The following is a 19,611-nucleotide window of genomic DNA, read 5'->3' as shown; positions in this document are numbered from 1 at the left end:
TGTTGAGGTCGAAGGTGGAAATCCGCTGGGGAACCAGCCGACATGATCTGGCGCACGTCACCATCGGAAAAGCACTACAATCGGCTTGTTGTGATGGTCGTTGGCAGCTCCGGAGTGTCCTCGGTTTTCTTTTTCTCGAAGCCGACGCTGTGGTGGCCGCAGTCATCGTCGGGGGCGCGGTCGGAACCAGTTTTTTTGTGCCACGGCAGCTTCCGTCGTAAAGGCTGTTGCCGGGTGTCTATTCGGTACGCCAGTGTTCCTGGGTGCTGATCAAGCCCTGCAGCGGGTGGCTGCAGATATCGGGTCTCGATTCAACCTGGTCATCAATTGCCGCCATTTGCTCGGCAGCGTATGGATCGCCGCGCTCGACGCCGCGACTGAGCCAGTATTTGGCTTCGGGGACGTCCCGTGGCGCCAGTTGGGGAATGTAGCCCCAGAAATTCTTCTCCTGCAGATAGATGGTCACAAGATTATCTTCCGCTTCGGAGCGCTCTTCCGATGTGGCGTCAGCGTTTTCGGCAAGCCGCTTCAACCACGAGATCGCGTCGCGGGCGTCTGCGCAGGATTGGGTAACAATAAGGCTTTCAATAAGAAGGTCGACCAGTTCCTGCTGGGCATGGGACAATTTAGCTTCCGCAGCGATTGTCAGGTATTTCCGCGCCCGCCCGGGAGCAAAAGGAAGGTGCTTGTTGTCGGCGTAAATTTGGCCTGCGAGGTAGCTTGCATCGACATTACCTTGGTCAGCGGATTTGCGGAACCACTTCAGGGCGGTTCCCCGATCCTGTTGGACGCCGTCGCCGTTATAGAATTTCAGTCCGTAATCGAGCTGGGAGTCGGCATCCCCGGCCTCGGCGCGCTGAGGCAGGTCGGCCGGCGACTGTGCGAACGCGGCGGCCGGCAACAGGCACAGGGCCGCGATAAAAAGACTTCTGACGAACATCGTGATCCCCCTCCGGCAGCGGCCGAAGTCCAAGGTTACACCAGAAAATCGCGGGGGGCATCCCTTACTTTACGATGGCGCCCTTGGCCTTCGCACTGCCTTCCAGGGCAGCACAGTTGGCGTTTCTGGCGTAGTCGATATTGACGAAGGGCAGGACTGTCTGGAATACCGCCGCCAGCCCGGCCTGGGCCAGAACCGGTTTGGCGTCTATCCCGAACTTTGGCGCCGCGAGGTTGCCGCCAACGATGATGGGCGCATTGACATGGGTGAGGCGGAACTTCTTTGGCTTACCCTTGAAGACCAAATCCAGGCGCTCGTTGCCTAGATTGATCGTGCCCTTGCCCGTGACCTGGACGACCTCAGTATCCAGCACCAGTTGCTGCGATTGCAGGACGCCATTCTGGACGCGGAAATTGGCGACAGCACAGCGTATTGGCGTCTCTTTGGCCGATTTTGACAACAACAGGAACAGGCCTTTTGTTGGGTTGACCCCCATCAACTCGGCCAGGCTCTGGCGCACAGTGCCATCTGGCATGACGACCGCAACCTGGCCGTCGGCCGTCGCGGCCGCCTTGTGAACCGAGTTGCCCGTACCTGTGGCCTGAACTCGAGCGCTGAGCAGGCCTTCGATCGGCAGCCGGCCGCGGAAGTCCGGCACGAAATCCTGGATGCGGGCATTGGTCAGACGCAGGTCGATCGTGTTCGTCTGCCTATCCGTACGGGCGTCGATCGTGGCCGTGCCTTGCAGTCGACCCTGAGCGAAACTGATATCGATCGGGTTCAGCTTCATCAGGCCTTTTTTCAAGTCCACCCCCAGGCTGACCTGGCGCATCGGCAGATTGGGCGTAGCGCGTACGGACTGCGCCTTGTAGCGGACATCGGCGTCCATGCCGCGGAAACGGGCGACATCCAACGGCGCGTCAGGGAGCAGGCGGCGGGACGTGCTGGCGCCCGCCGGCGTGGCCGAAACGTCGGCGCCTTGCGGCGTATTGGCCGCGGTGGCGCCGAAGACGGCGCCGAGGTCCTGGAAGTCCAGGCTGCGCGAGGCGAGATCACCGGTCAGGTAGGGGCGGCCATCCTTTTGCAGTTCGACCTTAAGGGCGCCGTTCAGGTCACTGCCCCCGACGCGGCCATTGATGCCATTGATATGATAGAGGCGCTCGTCGCGCGTTACCTTGGCGGACATACGATAGGCTGGCGTGTTGGGCAGGGTAAGGCCGGTCAGGTAGTAGAGATCGGCCAGGTTGTTGCCTTTGACTTCGACATCGCCGACCAACTGGCCCAGATTGAACGGCCGCGTCACCTGGCCTTTGGCTGTAAGGTAGGTATTACCGGCGCGTGCCTTCAGTTGCAGCGGGTAGGGGCGGTCCGTACGGATATTGAGCAACGGCCCGCCAGCGGCCTCCAATTCGAAGACCTTGCCGTTCAGATTGCCGTCGCCGGTCAGTTGGAATGCCTGGCGGCCTGAGCCGGCCTTTTCCTGGGCGTTGACCGTGCCGTTGAAGGTTATACCCCGCTGGACGCTGTTGAAAGCGATCTGGCCTTCGCGAATGATGAAATTCTTGATCGGTGGCAATTTGGTTGCCTCGCCCTTCTTCTTACCGTCGCTGAAGTCCCAGTTCGCCTGGCCCGCCTTGTCTTGATAGAGAAAGACGTTCGGTTTGGTGACTTCGAGGCGCGGCAGAACCAGACGGCCGATGAACAGCGGCATCAGTTCCGTCTGGACCGTCAGGCTTTGAACGTCGGCGAGGGACTGCTTCTGACCGGCCCTTATGGCCCAATCGGGTTCAGCGATTTTCAGGCCGCCGACTGTGGCGCTGGGCGTAAAGCTGAAAAGGTGGACGCGCAGATTGCCATCGATGCTGACGGCGCGATTCAACCTGTCCGACGCGATGGACGATACTATGCCGCGCGCCCAGTTCCAGTTGGGGTTGGCCAGGAAGACAATGATAGCCAGGAGGACGAGAGCGATGGTGCCGAGGATGATTCGTGTCAGCCAGGACGTGCGCTTAAGCGCGGCAAGTACGGCCTGAGGTAAAGTCTTGAGCCATTGCCACGAGCGCTGCGCCCCGGCGGTGATGGTGGCACGCGCCTGATCCAGGCGACGTGTTGTCGCCGTCCGGTACGCGTGCTGTGGTTCGGAAGGCTGGTTCTTGCTACGCATCATACCACCAAATCCCCTGGGGCAGATTGGGCGGGATGGTATCAGGAATCGATCAGAATCAGGCGGTTGAATGGTTGGTAGCGCATGCGCCGTTGACCACTAATGACCCCACAGGGGCACAGACCTTGCCCTAAACGGCCTGTCCGGCGGCCCACCCCGAGGACCATGCCCATTGGAAATTATATCCACCTAACCAACCCGTTACGTCAACACATTCACCTATGAAGTAAAGTCCTGGCACCAGCTTGCTTTCCATCGTCTGGGACGACAGGCCGTCGGTATCGATCCCGCCCAGGGTGACCTCGGCGGTGCGGTAGCCTTCCGTGCCCATGGGGGTGAAGGTCCAACGATTGATAGCGTCGGCCAGGGTCTGCATCTCCGCCTTATTCAGGTCGGCCATGCGCTTTTCAGCCGGCAGGGCAAAGATTTCCAGCCACTTTTCCGCCAGGCGTTTTGGCAGGATTTCGCTGGCGATGGTCGTCAGCATGGCCTTGGGACGGTCACGCTTTTTCTCCATGAGAACGGCCATGGCGTCCTGGCCGGCCAGCAGATCGACCTTCACCGGTTCGCCGAGATCCCAGTAGCTGGAAATTTGCAGCACCGACGGCCCCGACAGGCCGCGGTGGGTAAACAAGAATCCATCATTGAATTTGGTCTTGCCGGCCGTGACGGTGGCTTCGAGCGACACGCCGGACAAGGCGCCCAAGGCCGCCAGTTTTTCATCCCCGAGCGTGAAGGGCACCAGGCCGGCGCGAGTCGCAACGATGTCATGGCCGAACTGGCGCGCAAGCTCATAGGCCAGGCCCGTGGCGCCCATCTTTGGGATTGACAAGCCACCGGTCGCGACCACCAGTCGTTCGCCCGCGAGGGTGGTTCGCGAGGTCTTCACGTCGAAACCGCCTTCTGTCTGGGTGACACCGGTAATCTCGGTCTTCAGCCACAGCTCGCCACCGGCCGATTCCAGGTCATCCAGCAGCATGTCGATAATGTCCTGGGCGCCGTTCTCGCAGAAAAGCTGGCCTTCGGTCTTTTCAAAGTACGGGATACCGTGCTTGATTACTCGATCGAGAAAGTGCCACGCCGTAAACCGCTTCAGCGCCGAAATACAAAAATGCGGGTTCTGCGACAGGAAGTTCTTCGGTGTGGTCTTTAAGTGGGTGAAGTTGCACTTGCCGCCGCCGGAGATGCGAATCTTCTCAGCAGGCTTGGCGGCATGGTCCAGCACGACGACTTTGCGGCCGCGACGGGCGGCCTCGATGGCGCACATGAGGCCTGCAGCCCCCGCGCCCAGAACTATCACATCGTAAGATTTCACGCTTCCTCCGGAATCACGGCCTGTTGACCTTGCGTCTATCTTGCCGTGCACGGAAATTTCGCTAAGGTCGCCACCACCCATAGGCGCACAGCAGGAGAAACACCATGTCCGATCTCGAAACCATCACTCAAAAAATCGCATCGGCCGTCGGCGAGAACTCCGGCCTGGGCAAGATCGTCAAGTTCGACTTCGGCGATGACGGCAAGATCCTGATCAATGCGGCCAATGTGCCCAATGTGGTCAGTAACGACGACGGCCCGGCCGATACCACCATCCAGATCAGTATTGACGACCTGAAGTCCATGGCCGCCGGCGCACTCGACCCCATGATGGCCTTCATGATGGGCAAGATGAAGGTTCACGGCGATATGTCGGTGGCCCAGAAGCTGGCACCGCTGCTTAAGGGTTAAGGCGTAAAGGGGCCTTGCGGCCCCTTGCTGTCCAACTAACCCGGACCCTGAACGTTCGGCGCGGTCTTGCCGACGACACGGTCGCCGACAAACGGATTGCCAAGGCGTTCCTGGTGGAAACTCGACATCGGGCCGTGTCCAGGTACAAAGCGAACATCGCCGAGAGGCCATAGCTTCTGCGTGATCGAGTGAATCAGATCGGCGTGGTTGCCGCGCGGAAAATCCGTGCGCCCAATCGAGCCGGCAAACAGAACGTCCCCGACCTGGGCGAACTGCGATGGCGCATGATAAAAGATGACGTGGCCGGGCGTATGGCCCGGGCAATGGATGACGTCCCAGGTGGTTTCTCCCAGAGTGACAGTATCGCCATCCTTCAGCCAGCGATCCGTCGTAAAGCTGCGCATATTCGCTATACCGTAGCGCTGCCCCATGCTGGGGATGTTATCGATCCAGAACTGGTCGTCCTCATGCGGCCCTTCGATTGAAACGCCTGTGCGTTCCTTCAGCTCTGCCGCCCCGCCAGCATGGTCGGCGTGGCCATGGGTGATCCAGATCTTTTCGACCGTCAGCCCGCGCGCCTTGATTTCTTCCAGGATGGGATCGAGATCGCCGCCCGGATCGATGATCGCCGCCTTGTTGGTCTTGGTGCACCACACCACCGTGCAGTTCTGCTGTAGGGGCGTTACGGGGGCGATAAACAGGCGGATTGGCGGTTCGGTCTGGGTCATGTGTCACTCTTCTAAGGCGCTTCGCTTATGACGCGCCCGCGAGCCGGAATCAAATCAAGTGGGGATCGCGCCGCCATTTTCCAGGCCGCACCTGTGGGCAAGTTCTACTACGAACAGGCGAAAAAACGAGAATATTTTTGTCTTTTCAAAGTCTTGAGTGCAAGTTTTTACCGGCCGCAAAGATGGTTGCGGTTCCAACTTTTGCGTTATAGTCTCGATTACCAAGCATGCGCCCAAGGGCGATATGTCACACGATAAAAATCACAAAGGTGAAGAATGAATAGTTGGCGCATCAAGTCGCTGGACGCGATCCTCGCGACGGCGGAAAAAAAGTCGCTACACCGCTCACTGGGGGCATTTCAACTGACCATGCTGGGGATCGGGGCCATTATCGGCACCGGGATTTTCGTCCTCACCGCCGCCGCCGCCCAGAAGGCCGGCCCGGGCATGATGTTCTCCTTCATCGTCGCTGGCTTTGTCTGCGCCGTCGCCGCTCTGTGTTACTCCGAACTGGCGTCGATGGTGCCGGTTTCGGGCTCGGCCTATACCTACACCTATGCCGTCATGGGCGAATTGATGGCCTGGATGGTCGGTTGGGCGCTGATTCTGGAATATGCTGTCGCCGCCTCGGCAGTCTGCGTCGGCTGGTCGGGTTATGTGATGGGGTTGGTGGAGAACGCGACAGGGTTTGCACTACCGGAATTCCTTAGCGCTGGTCCGGCCTGGTCGATGAATGGCTTCATGCCGGTTGCCGACTTTACCCACGGCTTCATCAATCTGCCCGCCATAGTCGTGGCCGCCGCCGTAACCTGGTTGTTGGTTATTGGCACCAGCGAAAGCGCCATGGTCAATGCCGTTCTGGTCTGCATCAAGATTGTCGCCCTGACGGCCTTCATCGTGCTCAGCCTGCCCATGATCAACGGTGAGAATTTTACGCCACTGATGCCTAACGGCCTGTTCGGTCATGACGGTCTGGGGGTCATCGGGGCAGCGGCCTCCATCTTCTTCGCCTATGTCGGCTTCGATGCTGTCTCCACTGCTGCCGAAGAAACCAAAAATCCGCAAAAGAACGTACCCATCGGCCTGATCGGATCGCTGGCTATCTGCACCATCTTCTACCTCCTGGTCGCAGCCGGCGTGGTCGGAACGGTCGGTGCGCAGCCGCTGATGGTCAATGGCATCGCCATTTCGCCCGACTCGGCGGAATTCGTTACCCAATGCCGTGCGTTGACGGAAGCTGGAAACGCGCCGATTGTCTGTTCGAAGGAAGCTCTGGCCGAAGTCCTGCGCAAGATCGGCTTCGAGCAGATTGGTAACATGGTCGGCCTGGCCGCTTCGATCGCCCTGCCCAGCGTCATCCTGATGATGATCTACGGCCAGACGCGTATCTTCTTCGTTATGGCCCGCGACGGCTTGTTGCCGGAAAAGCTGGCCGATGTGCACCCGAAGTTCAAGACGCCGTGGAAGGTGACCATCTTCACCGGTATCTTCGTCGCCATCGCCGGCGCCTTCTTCCCGGTTGGCCAACTGGCGGATATTTCCAACTCTGGTACGCTCTTCGCCTTCTTCATGGTGGCCATTGCCGTGTTGGTGCTGCGCAAAACCGACCCGACCCGCCACCGTCCGTTCAAGACGCCGCTGGTGTGGATTGTCGCGCCGTTGGCCATCGTCGGGACCGTGGGCCTGTATCTGAACCTGCCCATGGTCGCCAAGCTGGTTCTGCCGATCTGGGGTGCTATCGGTCTGCTGATCTATTTCGCCTACAGCCGTGGCCATAGCCACGTCGGACGTGGTCTGATCGAGGTCCACGAGGACGATAAAGACCTGCCGCCCCCTCCGGGCACCACATGATAAGGAAAAGGCGCCCATCACCGGGCGCCTTTTTTCTTGCCGCGTTGTCTGCTAGGTCAGCGCCATGCTGCCTGTCGAAGAGATATTTCCGGACCTCAAGGCCTTTCTGGGCGACAAAACCACGGCGGTGATCATAGCCCCGCCGGGCGCCGGCAAGACCACGGGCGTGCCCCTGGCGCTGTTGAACGAGCCGTGGCTGCAGGGCCAGTCGATCGTCTTGCTGGAGCCCCGGCGCCTTGCCGCCAGGGCTGCGGCAGCGCGCATGGCCGAGACTCTGAAAGAGCCGGTCGGCCAGACCGTGGGCTTCCGGGTGCGTGGCGAATCGAAGATGAGTGCCAGGACGCGCATCGAGGTCGTGACCGAAGGCATATTCTCGCGTCGCATCCTTGATGACCCTGGCCTGGACGGTGTCGGCTGTGTCATCTTCGACGAATTCCACGAGCGCAGTCTGGACGCCGATCTCGGCCTGGCCTTCGCGCGCGACAGCCAGACGCTTCTGCGCGAGGATTTGCGCCTGCTGATCATGTCGGCGACATTGGACGGTGAGCGCATTCTGGATCTGCTGCCCGGCGCGCGCAGCTTCCAGTCGCTGGGCCGCACTTTTCCGATCACGACGCACTATCTCGGTCGTGACCAGGCCAGGATGATGGAGGCCGACCTCGCCAAGCATGTGGCGCGGCTCAGCCAGAAGCTGAGACCTGAAAAGGCCGAGACTCTGCTGGTTTTCCTGCCGGGCCAGGGAGAAATCCATCGCGTCGCGCGTTTCATCGAAGAAGCTGGCGTGGCGCCCGAGATCGAAATTCATAAGCTGTTCGGAGCCATGGACTTCCGGGATCAGGCGCGCGTCCTGGGACGTAATGCGGCTGGCCATCCCAAGATTGTCCTGGCCAGCGCGATTGCCGAAACCTCCCTGACCCTGGACAAGGTCAGCATGGTGGTCGATTGCGGCCTGTCGCGTTTGGGGCGGTTCGATCCGGCGCGCGGCGTGACCCGATTTGTTACTGAGCGCGTGTCGAAGGCATCGGCCGATCAACGCCGAGGCCGGGCAGGGCGGACTCAAGCCGGCGATGCCTACCGCCTGTGGGACGAAGAGCAGGACCGTTCACTTATTCCCTTCGCCAAACCGGAAATCTTGGAAACCGATCTGTCACAACTGGCCCTGTCGCTGCGCCTGTGGGGCGCCAAGTCAACGGAGGGGCTTACCCTGCTGGATCATCCGCCGAAGCCTGCCATGGCCGAGGCTGTTAAGCTTTTGCAGGCATTGGGGGGGCTGGACGGGCAGGGGGAAATCACCCCTCACGGCCGGCGCATGGCGCAGCTTCCCATGGCGCCGCGCCTAGCCAATATGCTGTTGAAGGCTGCCGAGAATGGCGCAGCGGAGGCCGGGGCCAATCTGGCCGTCCTGCTGTCGGAGAACGGCCTTGGCGGTAAGGCGACGGATCTCGATCTTCGCCTGGAAGGCCTGGCGCGCGACCGCACGCCAAAGGTGGTGCAGGCGCGGCAATTGGCCCAGGGATGGGCACGTCAGGCGCAAGCTTTGGTTCAGCCAAATCAAAAGCTTACACGCCAAATTTCGCACCTGTTGTTAGCTGAGGCCTTTCCGGAACGGATCGCCAAGGCACGCGGCAAGCCGGGCGAATTCCTCATGGCCAACGGGCGCGGCGTCTATGTCGATGAGCACGATCCGCTGGCCCGCCAGACCTACGTCGCGGTCGGAGATATCGGCGGGGGCAAGGACCGTGACCGTATCCTGCTTGGGGCAGGATTGACCGAGCAGGATATGCTCACCCTGTTCGGTGACCGGTTGGAACGCACGACCGTACTCGACAAAGCCAGCGGCCGGTTCCGCGCCTTTGACCAGACCCGATTGGGCGCAGTCATCATGTCATCCAGGCCCCTCGACAAGATACCTTCCGAACTCCTCCTTCATGCAGAAGCGCAGGAAATACAGGCCAAGGGTCTGAAGGCGCTTAATCTTTCCGAAGGTGCTCAAGCTTTTCGGGCGCGTGTTGGGTTTGTTCGGAAGCAAGATGAGTCGTGGCCGGACCTGTCGGACGACGCTCTGCTGGCCAGTCTGGAAACCTGGCTGGGACCCTATGCAGCCGGCAAATCAATGTTGTCTCTCTCGAGCCAGCAAACCTATGACGCGCTCAAGGCCATTGTGCCACATGAGCAATTGCGCAGTCTCGACAAACTGGCGCCCGAAAGTCTGCGCATGCCGACCGGGTCGAACATGTGGATCGACTATGAAGCCGAGGGTGGGCCAAGAGTCGAGGTACGGGTTCAGGAACTATATGGAACGACGGTTCATCCGACGGTCGGGCCGCAAAAGACGCCTATTACTCTGGCTTTGTTGTCGCCCGCCCATCGGCCGATCCAGATCACCAGGGATCTGCCGGCCTTCTGGAATGGGTCGTGGAGCGAGGTGCGCAGTGATATGAAAGGCCGCTATCCACGCCATGTCTGGCCGGAAAATCCACGCGAAGCCGACCCGACGACGCGCGCCAAACCGCGCGGCACCTGAACCGATTGGTGGGAAACGCGTATAAGACGAAACAGGAGCGATCATGATCACCGTGCACCACCTCGACAATTCACGTTCGCAACGGGTTCTGTGGCTCCTGGAAGAGCTAAACCTTACCTATGACATCAAGTTCTACAAACGCGACCAGGGCATGCTGGCGCCGCCGGAACTGAAGGCCGTCCATCCTTTGGGCAAGTCGCCGGTAATCACCGACGTGCCGGGTACCATCGCCGAGAGCGGTGCGATTATCGACTATCTGGTGAGCGCCTATGGGCCGCAGTTGGCGCCACCAGTCGGCATGCCGGAGCGTCTGCGCTATAATTACTGGATGTACGCGGCGGAAGGCAGTTTCATGCAGCCCCTGGTACTGAAACTGATCACGACCGAGATCCGCAAGCGCGTGCCGTTCTTTATCCGGCCGATCGCGTCGGGCATAGCTTCGGCGATCGACAAGCGGTTGGTCGATCCCAACATCGCCGCCAATGCCGCGCTGTGGGAGAGTGCTCTGGCTGAGTTCCCCTGGTTTGTCGGCGAGACCTTTACCGCGGCGGATATCATGATGAGCTTTCCGCTGGAAGCTGCGAGGAGCCGCGGCGGTCTGGGCGACAAACCTCACATCAAGGCCTGGCTGGAGACCATTCATGCCCGGCCGGCCTACCGCCGCGCCCTGGAGCGCGGCGGTGCTTATGTGTATGCCTGAGTTAGCGTGCTTGGGTGAAGTTGTCGCGACCGCTGTCGTCGATGATGATGCAGCCCGAGAGGCTGGCGGCCAGCAGGGTGGCGGCGAAGAGGCGAATGGCAATAGCTTTCATGGTTAGTCCCCTTTGATGGTTAGAAGCTGCCGGTTTCGGCGGGTTTTTCGTCAGCCGCCGGGGCGTCCCGGTGATGGCCATGGTGGATGTCGTCCTCTCCGTCGCCGACGACGATCAGGCAGCCGGACAGGCTGATCGCTACAGCAGCGACGAGCGTGAGTTTGACGGCGAGGGCCGTCGTCTTTGAGAGTGTCATGGTTTAGCCCCTTAGGTCAAAATACCCCGTATGAAATGACGGTAGAATTCCATCGATGAACCGGACATGAACCAAATTCACCTTAAATCTTTTTAATTTTCCGGGTGTTACCGAGATGTCTCAAGGCGGCCCTTCTTAAAGGCCAGCGGCGGCATAGATCATGATGCCGGTGGCGACCGACAGGTTCAGACTGTCGGCGCGGCCCCTCATTGGGATCTTGACGTGGGTATCGCAGGCTGCGGCGATGTCCGGCGTCAGGCCCGACTGTTCGGTGCCCATCAGGATCAGGGTGGGACGGCGATAGTCGGCTGTGCGGTGATTGTGCGTCGCGGTGAGCAGGGTGCCGACGACCGAACCGGTCCAACGAGAGCGGTCGGCCAGGAACGCTTCGCGCGTGCATTTGACGACGGGCAGGGCGAAGACCGAACCCATGGTGGCCCGCACGGTTTCAACGCTGAAGGGGTCGACACAGTCGCCAATCAGAATAACCCCACCAATGCCCGCGGCGTCGGCCGTACGAATGATGGTGCCGAGGTTGCCGGGGTCCCGGATCTGTTCCAGCGCGACCCAGACCGCGTTGCTGTTCGGGTCGATATCGGCCAGCGATTTGACCTGCTGGGCGAAGACCGCGACAACCATTTGCGGGTTGTCCTTTCGTGAAATTTTCTCAAGAATTTCGCGCGTTACTTCCAAAACCTCACCTTCAACCGCAAGCGTCTCACGGATGGCGCGCTCGAGCATCGGGTGGCGGTCGTCGGATTTCCCGAACACCAGGATCAGTGGCGCAAAACCCTGATCCAGGGCGTCGATGATGATCTTCAAGCCTTCGGCCAGGAAGCGGCCGGTTTCCTCGCGTTCCTTGCGCATATGCAGGGCGCGGATATCCTTGACGGTCTGGTTGGTCAGAGAGGTGACGGACTTGATCATGGTATCAGCCCTGCCAGCGGGCAAAGAAGGAAAGGCCGATTTCGCGCGGCGCCACGGCGGAGGGTTTCTGACCCTTGGGCGGTTTGGTGTCTTCACGCAAGGTCAGTTCGCCAAAGTCGACCTTTCCTCCATTTGGGCCGTTACGGGGACCAACGGCTTCCGCGACCAGATGCGCCAGGGCCGGCCCGGAAACCCGCGCAGCATAGGCGTTGAGCAGCAGAAAGGCGGCGTCATCGCTCAGCAACTGCGCACACATCGCAACCATTTCTGGCAGGTCCTCGAACAGCCGCCAGACTTCACCGGTCGGACCGCGGCCGTATTTCGGAGGGTCGAGGATAATGCCCTCGTATTTAGAGCCGCGCTTGACTTCGCGTTGAACATATTTGCGGGCATCTTCGCAGATCCAGCGTATCGGCGCTTCCGCCAGACCCGACAGGGCGGCATTGTCGCGCGCCCAGCCGATGGCCTTTTTGGAGGCGTCAACGTGGGTAACCTTCGCGCCGGCAGATGCCGCGACCAAGCTGGCGACGCCGGTATAGCCAAACAGGTTCAGCACGCGGATGCCGGGACGGGCAGCTATGGCCTGTTTTTGCCACGCCCAGTTGGCCGCCTGCTCCGGGAAAAAGGCCAGGTGGCGGAAATTGGTGAAGCGGCCATGGAATTTTACGCCATCCCAACCCAGCGGCCATTGTTCCGGCGGCTTGCGCGAAAAGGTCCAGCGGCCTTCATCCTCGTCGCCGGCAGGGTCGAAACCGGCGTCGGCGCGGTCCCACAGGTCGGGATATTTCGGCGTCCACCAGCATTGTGGCTCCGGACGGACCACCAGGAAGTCACCGTAGCGCTCCAGCTTGCGGCCATAGCCGGAATCGACGAGGGCATAATCGCTCCACGCTTCGGTACGCAAAAGGGTCGGTGTGTCGGAAATATTCATGGCTTCGCCATACGGCCAAGGGCGCGCGGTCGCAAGATACAAAAAACGCCTGCAAGAGTTCGCGTCTGCAAAGAATCCTTGTAGAGCCAATACCCGGGGCAATCAGGAGCGGCATACGGCTTATGCGGATTTGGTGGCAAAAGCATATCCTTGCCTGGATCAGTGCCGGTGTGCTGCTGAGCGCGGGTACGGCGGCAAACGCTTCAAATCCGCCCAAAGTCGTCTCGCTGGATGGCTGCGCCGACCAGTATGTCCTGGGTTTGGTGCCTCAGGCCGATATTGCCGCCGTCTCTGATCGCGCAGTTCTGCCGGAATCCTATTTCCGCGACCGGGTCGGCAAGATTCGTATGGTTAAGCCCTATCTGGAAACCATCCTGTCGCTGGAGCCGGACATTGTCGTGCGCACCTGGGGCGGTGACCTAAAGCTTTTGCAGCGTCTTCAGCATCATGGCGTCAAGATCGTCACGATCAACGACGTCTACAGCTACGACCAGGCCCGCGATGAGTTGTTCCGGGTCGGCGACGAGGTCGGCCAGCCCGCCAGTGCCCGTATCGAAGCCCATCGGTTCGAGGAAGCCCTGGAAAATATTCACGATATCGGGCGCGGCCGCTCAATCCTCTATTACACACCCGGCGGCTTCAGCGCGGGACCCGATACCATGGTCGGCGATATGCTGACACGGCTGGGCTTTCGGCTGGAGACCCAGACCAAGGGCTTCTTCTACCTGTCGCCCGAAGTCATGCTGACCAAAAAGCCGGATGTATTCGCCTTGTCTTTTTTTGACGATGCTGTCGCCATGCGTCGCGTCCCTGGCCGCAGCCCGATCGTCCGCAAGGTCATCGAAAGCAGACCCAACCTCATCCTGCCGTCGCGAGCCATGGCTTGCAGCGGCTGGTTTACCGCCTACGATATCGAAAGCCTGTCTCTCCAGGGATTCCGTTGATGCATGTTTCGACCTCCACCCTGAATATCGGACTGTCTGTCGCCATTGGCGTCATGGTGGTGACCCTTATGTTGCTGGGTGACGTCCCACTGAGCCTGCATGCCTGGGGAGATGCTCTGGTGCATCCCGGCTCGCTTGGCGCCGAGGTCGTGTGGGGCATCCGCCTTCCGCGCAACCTGACGGCGGTTGGGGTCGGTGCCATGCTGGGGATGAGCGGCGCATTGATGCAGGGGCTGCTGCGCAATCCGCTGGCCGAACCGGGACTTCTCGGCGTATCGGCGGGGGCGGGGCTGGCGGCGTCGATTGCCATCGTGTTCGGATTGGGCCTGATCCCGTTTGTCGTAGAGGGCTTCGCCATGGCCGGCGCGACAGGCGTCGCTCTCCTGTTGCTGCTGTTCGTCCAGCGTTTCCCGCAACGCCAGGCCCTGATCCTGCTTGGGGTTGGGTTGTCGGCCCTGTGTGGTGCCCTGATGGCCCTGGTGTTCAACCTGTCGCCGTCGCCGGTGACGACGGCCGAAATCCTGAGCTGGACCATGGGCAGCGTCCAGAATCGCAGTTGGTTCGATGTCCTGCTGACGGCGTTCGGACTGGTGGTGGTCAGTGCCCTTAGCCTGCATCTGGGCCGTGGCCTGCGTTTCCTGACCTTGGGTGAAGAAACCGCTCGCTCCATGGGTGTCGACATGACGCGTTTGACCCAGACCATTGTCGTAGGCTCGTCGCTGCTGGCCGGTCTGGCCGTAGCGGTGGCAGGGGTGATCGGTTTTGTCGGTCTGGCGTCACCGCACCTGATCCGCGCTCTGGGGATCAAGGATCCCTATCGCCTGATCTGGCCCTCGGCCCTGGCCGGCGGGCTGATGGTGTTGATTGCCGACGGGTGCGTAAGATTGATTCCGGCGTCTGGTGAGTTGCGGTTGGGGGTGCTGACGTCACTGATCGGCGCGCCCTTGTTTGCAGTGCTGGCCTACCGGTCGGCCCGTTCATGGATGCAGGACTGATGGCGACACTTGATCTCAGCGACGTCAGTGTGATTCTGGGCGGCGAGACCGTCGTACAGTCGGTTTCCGCGCATCTGGAGGCCGGTAAGCTCTATGTCGTGGTTGGTCCCAATGGCGCCGGCAAGACGACCCTCCTGAAGGCCATGGCGTCCCTGCTGCGGCTGGACGGTGGGAAGGTCACCCTCAACGGCGAAGATGTCGTCGCCATGCCGCCGATGAGGCGCGCGGCCCACATGGCCTATTTGCCGCAGGAACGCAGCATTGCCTGGGATTTGCCTAGTGTCGATGTGGCGGCGCTGGGCTGCCCGCATCTGACGCCGGAACTGGCGCGGCAAAAGGCGTTTTCTGAGCTACAGGCGCTGGGATTGCAGGAAGTCAGCGACCGCGGCGTGTTCGGTTTGTCAGGCGGCCAAAGGGCGCGTGTGCTGCTGGCGCGGGTTTTGGTGTCGTCGGCCGATATCTATCTTCTGGATGAGCCCTTGATCGCGCTGGATCCGGCCTGGCAGCGGCATGTGCTGATCCGGCTGCGCGAACGGGCGGACGAGGGCAAGACGGTCGTCCTCAGCCTGCACGACCTGCATCTCGCGGCTCAGTTCGCCGATGAAATCCTGCTTATGCACCGTGGTCAACTTGTTAGAAAGGCAGGTCCGGAAATTGTTTTTTCCGCCAAATACTTGTCTGAAGTTTTTAACTTGAAGGGCGAGCTGAACGATGTCGCCGGTCAGCGAATATTGCGGTTAGAATCCATGCCACTTCTATGAGGCGTTTGGGCGCTGATTTTTGAACCATTCTCGTCGCAAATTGGGCCTAGTTCCGCTTCTTCTTTTTCGTCGTTTTCTTGGTGCTGGCTTTCGTCGCGGCTGCCTTCTTTTTTGTCGGCCTGGCCGCGGCGGGCTTGGGGTCGGCAATCGGCTTCATCGCCGCCACACCGGCGCCGGCGACAATGGCTGCTGCCCCCGCGGCCTGTCCGTTCTGATACTCGCCATAGGCAATCGGACCCGCCGGCATATCGCCGCCAAACTCTTCTGAGTCGATGCGACCGATCGGCGCCGGCATGCCGCGCGTGATGTCGGCATGGGCCGTCAGCGGCGCGCGGCCGCCATTGAGGCGGGCGCGGTAAACGCGAACGTTTTCCGTGACTCGCATCATGTAGTTGCGGGTTTCGCTGAACGGATGGCATTCGATAAAGCTGAGCGCATCGGCATCCTGACCGCGCGGGTCGCCGCAGTTGCCGATCCAGGTACCCATGCGGCTGGGGCCGGCGTTATAACCAGCGGCCGCCAGCACATAGGAGCCGTTGAACATGTCGACCAGTTCGCCGAGGTGGTAGGACCCAAGCGTCATATTGTATTCGGGCTCATACAGTTTGGAGTCGGTATAGCTGATCGACAGGCGTCGCGACACGGCGCGGGCGGTCGACGGAATCAACTGCATCATGCCGCGGGCATTGGCGTGCGAGCGCACCGATGGGTCGAAGCCGCTTTCCTGGCGCGCGATGGCCAGGACGAAGGCCTTTTCCGCCGAGGACGGATTTCCGGGGATGCTGCGGACCGGGTAGGCGCGTTCCGGCAGATAGAAGCCGCGCTGCATCGATTGGCGCGCCACCTTCATGGTGTTGATCGGGGTGTCGTACATGGACGACAAATCAACCAGCAGGGCCTGTTCTTCGGCGTTGGGCAGGGTCGTCCCGACATGCAGCACCAGGACGCGGAAGAGGTCGGTTTCCCCAAGGGAGCCCAGGATTCGGGCGGCCTGAATCTGGTCGCGGCCGTTAAACCGGGCGCGGTCCGCTTCGCTGGGCACGGGATCCTTGCCCAGGACGATCTCCTTCTGGCCGGCTTTTTCCGCCGCCAACTGGCCGTAGAAGGCGTAGATGTATTGGCCGCCCTTTGTGTAATAGGCCTTTGCGGTTGCAGCATCGTTCTTGGAGGTGTCATTGCGCGCCTCATAGGCGCGGCCAAGCCAGTAGTTGGCCCGGCCCATGGTGATCGGCGACGTGCCGGAGGTGGCAAGCGCATGGAAGTGGCGCAGGGCCTCTTCCTTGTCGTTCAGCTTCACCAGCGCCATCCAGCCGGCGAAGAACTCGGCCTCGGCCATGCTTTCGCCCGGCGAAAAACCACCCCCGTTCATGGCGTCGTAGGCGGCGCGATAGTTGCGTTCCTTGATGGCCGTTTTAAAATAGGTCAGGCGCAGGTCAAAGATCTGCTTGGACGCTTCCGGGCTCATCGAGGCCGGAGGGAGGTTGGGTAGGATGCCGTAGCCCAGGGCTTCCAGGTCGCGTCCGGCGAGATATTTGGCGCGGGCAAAGGCCAGGACCTGGTTGCCGGGATCGCCGGCGAGGGCTGTCTGATACAGACCGTCGCTGCCGGCGGCGCCCGTGCGCATGGCTATGACCGCCTGGCCGATATCGCGCTGATGCTGATCGACATACGGATAGAGGTCGCGGATGGCCTGGGACGAGCCGCTTTGGGTGTTAAGCGCCAGACAGGCGATGCGCGCCTTATGGTCGGCCTGGTCGAGATACTTGCCGAAGGCCTGATAGAAGTTGGCCTGGGCACCGGCGTCGAAGACCTTGGTCGTCCACCACGTCTTGGTCAGGGTCTGGGCCTCGTCAACCCGGCCCAGAAGACCATAGGCGGTGATCAGGGCCGAGGCGCCTTCAATCGTCTGAGGCGGCGATCCGCTGAACCATTCCACCGTCTGTTGCGGCGTCATGCCCGACTGGGTGATCATCTTTTCGGCGGCGATCTGGCGCTTCGATTCGCGCGGCCAGCCCCACAGGTCGCGGCGCGCAGCGTCCAGCGCGGCAAAGCTGTAAATGCCGTGGCCGTCGTTGTTGATGATGTACCAGGTGACCAGTTTGCGCGTCGCCGGATCGGTGATCGTCCGTCCCAGGCTATCGGCCTGGGCGTAGTTGCGCGTGCGAACATACTGGATGGCGGAACTCAGGGCCTGACGGTCCGAATCGGACAGGCTGCCTGGGATATAGGCACCCCCTTGGGTGGGCACGGCGACCGCCGTTGTCGCCGGCATGCCCTGCGTGTTCATGGGGGCAGCCGCGTCCGCCGGATCTTCCTGCGCAGCGACCGGCTGCAGCAGGATCAGGCTGACGGCGCAGACGCCGCAGATCAGCACGGCTTTGCGCGAAAAACGGGCGAGGGGGCGGCGTGGCAACGTCGTCATTTAATCATCCGGCGGTGAGGTATCTGAGGACTATACGGCATAGTTTCTTTTTATAAAGACCATTGCAGCGCAAGCCCGGCTTATCTATGGCTATTTTCCCGACAATCTTTCGTGTGCCGACCTGAAAACCACAGTTCGCCCCACGCGCAATCTACTTTCAGTCTACCTCCAGGCGCCTCTCCATGACCGATACCCTTCTTCGTCCTGCTTTTTCCGGAGTCATTACTGCCCTGGTGACCCCGTTCAAAAACGGCGAGGTCGACTACGATGCCTTTGCCGTTCATATCGAGCGCCAGATTGCTGCCGGCGTGCACGGCCTGGTGCCGGTCGGCACGACGGGCGAGACATCGACCTTGACGGTCGAAGAGCATAAGCAGGTGGTCAGGTTCTGCGTCGAAAAGGCCGCCGGTCGGGTCAAGGTGATCGCCGGCGCCGGATCGAACAACACCTCCGAAGCGATCGAACTGGCGCAGCACGCCAAGGCCGTCGGCGCCGATGCGGTTCTGGTTGTCGCGCCCTACTACAACAAGCCATCGCAGGAAGGTTTGTATCAGCATTTCAAAGCGATCAACGACGCAGTTCAGATTCCGGTTCTGCTGTATAATGTCCCGGGGCGCACGGTCGTTGATATGAGCAATGACACCGTTGCGCGTCTGGCGAAGCTGCCGAACATCGTCGGTATCAAGGATGCGACAGGCGATCTGGAGCGCATCAGCTATATGCGCACCGAAATCGAGGGCAACTTCTCCTACATTTCCGGCGATGATCCGACCTTGCTGGGCTATCTGGCCCATGGCGGCCATGGTGTAATTTCGGTGACCTCCAATGTGGCACCGGAGGCGATGGTGGCGCTGTATACCGCAGGCCATCAGGGCGCGTTCGAGACCGCACGGCAATGGCAGGACAAGCTGATTCGTCTGCACAAGGTTCTGTTCGCCGATTCGTCGCCGTCACCGACAAAGTATGCTTTGAGCCGGCTGGGGATCTGCACCGACGAGGTGAGGTTGCCGATTACACCGTGCAGCGCAGCGGTGCGGCCTATGGTCGACGAAGCCATGACGCGGGCGGGGCTGGAGCTGGCGTGACTTGACCTTATTCAGGTCCGTCGCCACATAGTACCAACATGGCAGAAGAACAAAACAACTACAAAGTCATCGCCGATAACCGTCGCGCGCGTTTCGACTATTTCCTCGAAAACCCCGTTGAGGCCGGCCTGATGCTGACCGGCACCGAGGTCAAGTCGCTGCGTCAGGGGCGGGCGAACATAGCTGAGTCCTATGTCAGCGTCGAAAAGGGCGGCGAACTGTTCCTGATCAACGCTGACTTTCCAATCTACACCCAGGCAAACCGGTTCAACCACGAGCCGCGCCGCCATCGCAAGCTTCTGCTGCATCGCAAGGAAATTGCCCGGATGATGAATGCCATCCAGCGTGAGGGCATGACTCTGATCGCGACCAAGCTCTATTTCAACGACAAGGGCCGGGTGAAGCTGGAAGTTTGTACGGCCAAGGGCAAGAAGAACCACGACAAGCGTGAGGCTTCCGCCGAACGCGACTGGAACCGTGACAAGGCGCGGTTGTTGCGGGATAAGGGCTGACCTTTGGCGTGTTGGTGAGTTTTAGAGCGCGTTTCAATCCGGTAGAATCGGATCGGCGCTCTAATACCAACCCTCGATGACCTTGACTCATCGC

The 19,611-nt window shown here is 60.7% G+C and carries 17 protein-coding genes; 9 read left to right on the top strand and 8 right to left on the bottom strand.

Features of this window, described 5'->3' with window-relative positions:
• Positions 1-238: 238 nt before the first annotated feature.
• The 3 genes from ABI_RS17950 to ABI_RS17940 form a co-directional block, all read right to left on the bottom strand.
• On the bottom strand, positions 239-940 hold the full coding sequence (locus ABI_RS17950; RefSeq protein ID WP_006274474.1) for a tetratricopeptide repeat protein: 702 nt from the start codon (positions 938-940) through the stop codon (positions 239-241).
• Between the two features lie 64 nt (positions 941-1,004).
• Positions 1,005-3,107, bottom strand: a complete 2,103-nt coding sequence (locus ABI_RS17945) for an AsmA family protein (protein WP_006274473.1) — start codon at positions 3,105-3,107, stop codon at positions 1,005-1,007.
• Positions 3,108-3,234: 127 nt separating this feature from the next.
• Positions 3,235-4,419: a BaiN/RdsA family NAD(P)/FAD-dependent oxidoreductase gene (locus ABI_RS17940; RefSeq protein WP_040309585.1), complete on the bottom strand. Its 1,185-nt coding sequence runs from the start codon at positions 4,417-4,419 to the stop codon at positions 3,235-3,237.
• A 104-nt stretch (positions 4,420-4,523) separates the two neighbouring features.
• Between ABI_RS17940 and ABI_RS17935 the strand changes: the two genes are divergently transcribed.
• Positions 4,524-4,829 carry an SCP2 sterol-binding domain-containing protein gene (locus tag ABI_RS17935; RefSeq protein WP_006274471.1) on the top strand — a complete coding sequence of 102 codons (306 nt, stop codon included), beginning with the start codon at positions 4,524-4,526 and terminating at the stop codon, positions 4,827-4,829.
• Positions 4,830-4,864: 35 nt separating this feature from the next.
• Here ABI_RS17935 and ABI_RS17930 read toward each other — a convergent pair whose 3' ends face one another.
• Positions 4,865-5,557 carry an MBL fold metallo-hydrolase gene (locus ABI_RS17930; RefSeq protein WP_006274470.1) on the bottom strand — a complete coding sequence of 231 codons (693 nt, stop codon included), beginning with the start codon at positions 5,555-5,557 and terminating at the stop codon, positions 4,865-4,867.
• 276 nt (positions 5,558-5,833) lie between these two features.
• On the opposite strand from ABI_RS17930, the gene ABI_RS17925 reads away from it, so the two are divergent.
• From ABI_RS17925 to ABI_RS17915, 3 genes are all read left to right on the top strand, one after another.
• Positions 5,834-7,408 (top strand): amino acid permease, encoded by a 1,575-nt coding sequence (locus ABI_RS17925; protein WP_006274469.1) that lies wholly within the window; start codon positions 5,834-5,836, stop codon positions 7,406-7,408.
• Between the two features lie 64 nt (positions 7,409-7,472).
• The gene (hrpB, locus tag ABI_RS17920) at positions 7,473-9,932 is read left to right on the top strand and encodes an ATP-dependent helicase HrpB (protein WP_006274468.1); all 2,460 of its coding nucleotides are present in this window, start codon (positions 7,473-7,475) and stop codon (positions 9,930-9,932) included.
• A gap of 43 nt (positions 9,933-9,975) precedes the next feature.
• Positions 9,976-10,632 (top strand): glutathione S-transferase family protein, encoded by a 657-nt coding sequence (locus tag ABI_RS17915; RefSeq protein WP_006274467.1) that lies wholly within the window; start codon positions 9,976-9,978, stop codon positions 10,630-10,632.
• A 131-nt stretch (positions 10,633-10,763) separates the two neighbouring features.
• Here the strand turns inward: ABI_RS17915 and ABI_RS25355 are convergent, their stop codons facing one another.
• The 3 genes from ABI_RS25355 to ABI_RS17905 form a co-directional block, all read right to left on the bottom strand.
• On the bottom strand, positions 10,764-10,940 hold the full coding sequence (locus tag ABI_RS25355) for a hypothetical protein (RefSeq protein ID WP_006274465.1): 177 nt from the start codon (positions 10,938-10,940) through the stop codon (positions 10,764-10,766).
• Between the two features lie 135 nt (positions 10,941-11,075).
• Complete coding sequence (locus tag ABI_RS17910; protein ID WP_006274464.1) at positions 11,076-11,867, bottom strand: TrmH family RNA methyltransferase; 792 nt, start codon at positions 11,865-11,867, stop codon at positions 11,076-11,078.
• 4 nt (positions 11,868-11,871) lie between these two features.
• Positions 11,872-12,798, bottom strand: coding sequence for a class I SAM-dependent methyltransferase (locus tag ABI_RS17905; protein WP_006274463.1), 927 nt, complete (start codon positions 12,796-12,798; stop codon positions 11,872-11,874).
• A gap of 122 nt (positions 12,799-12,920) precedes the next feature.
• Here ABI_RS17905 and ABI_RS17900 point away from each other — a divergent pair, with 122 nt between their 5' ends.
• From ABI_RS17900 to ABI_RS17890, 3 genes are read left to right on the top strand one after another with little or no spacing between them, the layout of a single operon-like run.
• Positions 12,921-13,742 (top strand): ABC transporter substrate-binding protein, encoded by an 822-nt coding sequence (locus ABI_RS17900; RefSeq protein WP_006274462.1) that lies wholly within the window; start codon positions 12,921-12,923, stop codon positions 13,740-13,742.
• Positions 13,742-14,737 carry a FecCD family ABC transporter permease gene (locus ABI_RS17895; protein ID WP_006274461.1) on the top strand — a complete coding sequence of 332 codons (996 nt, stop codon included), beginning with the start codon at positions 13,742-13,744 and terminating at the stop codon, positions 14,735-14,737. Before ABI_RS17900 ends, ABI_RS17895 begins: the two co-directional genes overlap by 1 nt.
• Positions 14,737-15,498: an ABC transporter ATP-binding protein gene (locus ABI_RS17890; protein ID WP_006274460.1), complete on the top strand. Its 762-nt coding sequence runs from the start codon at positions 14,737-14,739 to the stop codon at positions 15,496-15,498. The genes ABI_RS17895 and ABI_RS17890 overlap by 1 nt, the downstream gene beginning before the upstream one ends.
• Positions 15,499-15,544: 46 nt before the next feature.
• Here the strand turns inward: ABI_RS17890 and ABI_RS17885 are convergent, their stop codons facing one another.
• On the bottom strand, positions 15,545-17,920 hold the full coding sequence (locus ABI_RS17885; protein WP_006274459.1) for a lytic transglycosylase domain-containing protein: 2,376 nt from the start codon (positions 17,918-17,920) through the stop codon (positions 15,545-15,547).
• A gap of 182 nt (positions 17,921-18,102) precedes the next feature.
• Between ABI_RS17885 and dapA the strand changes: the two genes are divergently transcribed.
• Both dapA and smpB read left to right on the top strand, forming a co-directional pair.
• Positions 18,103-19,005 carry a 4-hydroxy-tetrahydrodipicolinate synthase gene (dapA, locus tag ABI_RS17880; protein ID WP_006274458.1) on the top strand — a complete coding sequence of 301 codons (903 nt, stop codon included), beginning with the start codon at positions 18,103-18,105 and terminating at the stop codon, positions 19,003-19,005.
• Between the two features lie 38 nt (positions 19,006-19,043).
• The gene (gene smpB, locus ABI_RS17875; protein ID WP_040309584.1) at positions 19,044-19,517 is read left to right on the top strand and encodes an SsrA-binding protein SmpB; all 474 of its coding nucleotides are present in this window, start codon (positions 19,044-19,046) and stop codon (positions 19,515-19,517) included.
• The last annotated feature ends 94 nt before the right edge of the window (positions 19,518-19,611 follow it).

Origin of the sequence: Asticcacaulis biprosthecium C19 (assembly GCF_000204015.1) — a bacterium.
Taxonomy (GTDB): domain Bacteria; phylum Pseudomonadota; class Alphaproteobacteria; order Caulobacterales; family Caulobacteraceae; genus Asticcacaulis; species Asticcacaulis biprosthecius.
Note: the sequence above shows the minus strand (reverse complement) of the source record. Positions and strands in the feature narration are given on the sequence as shown.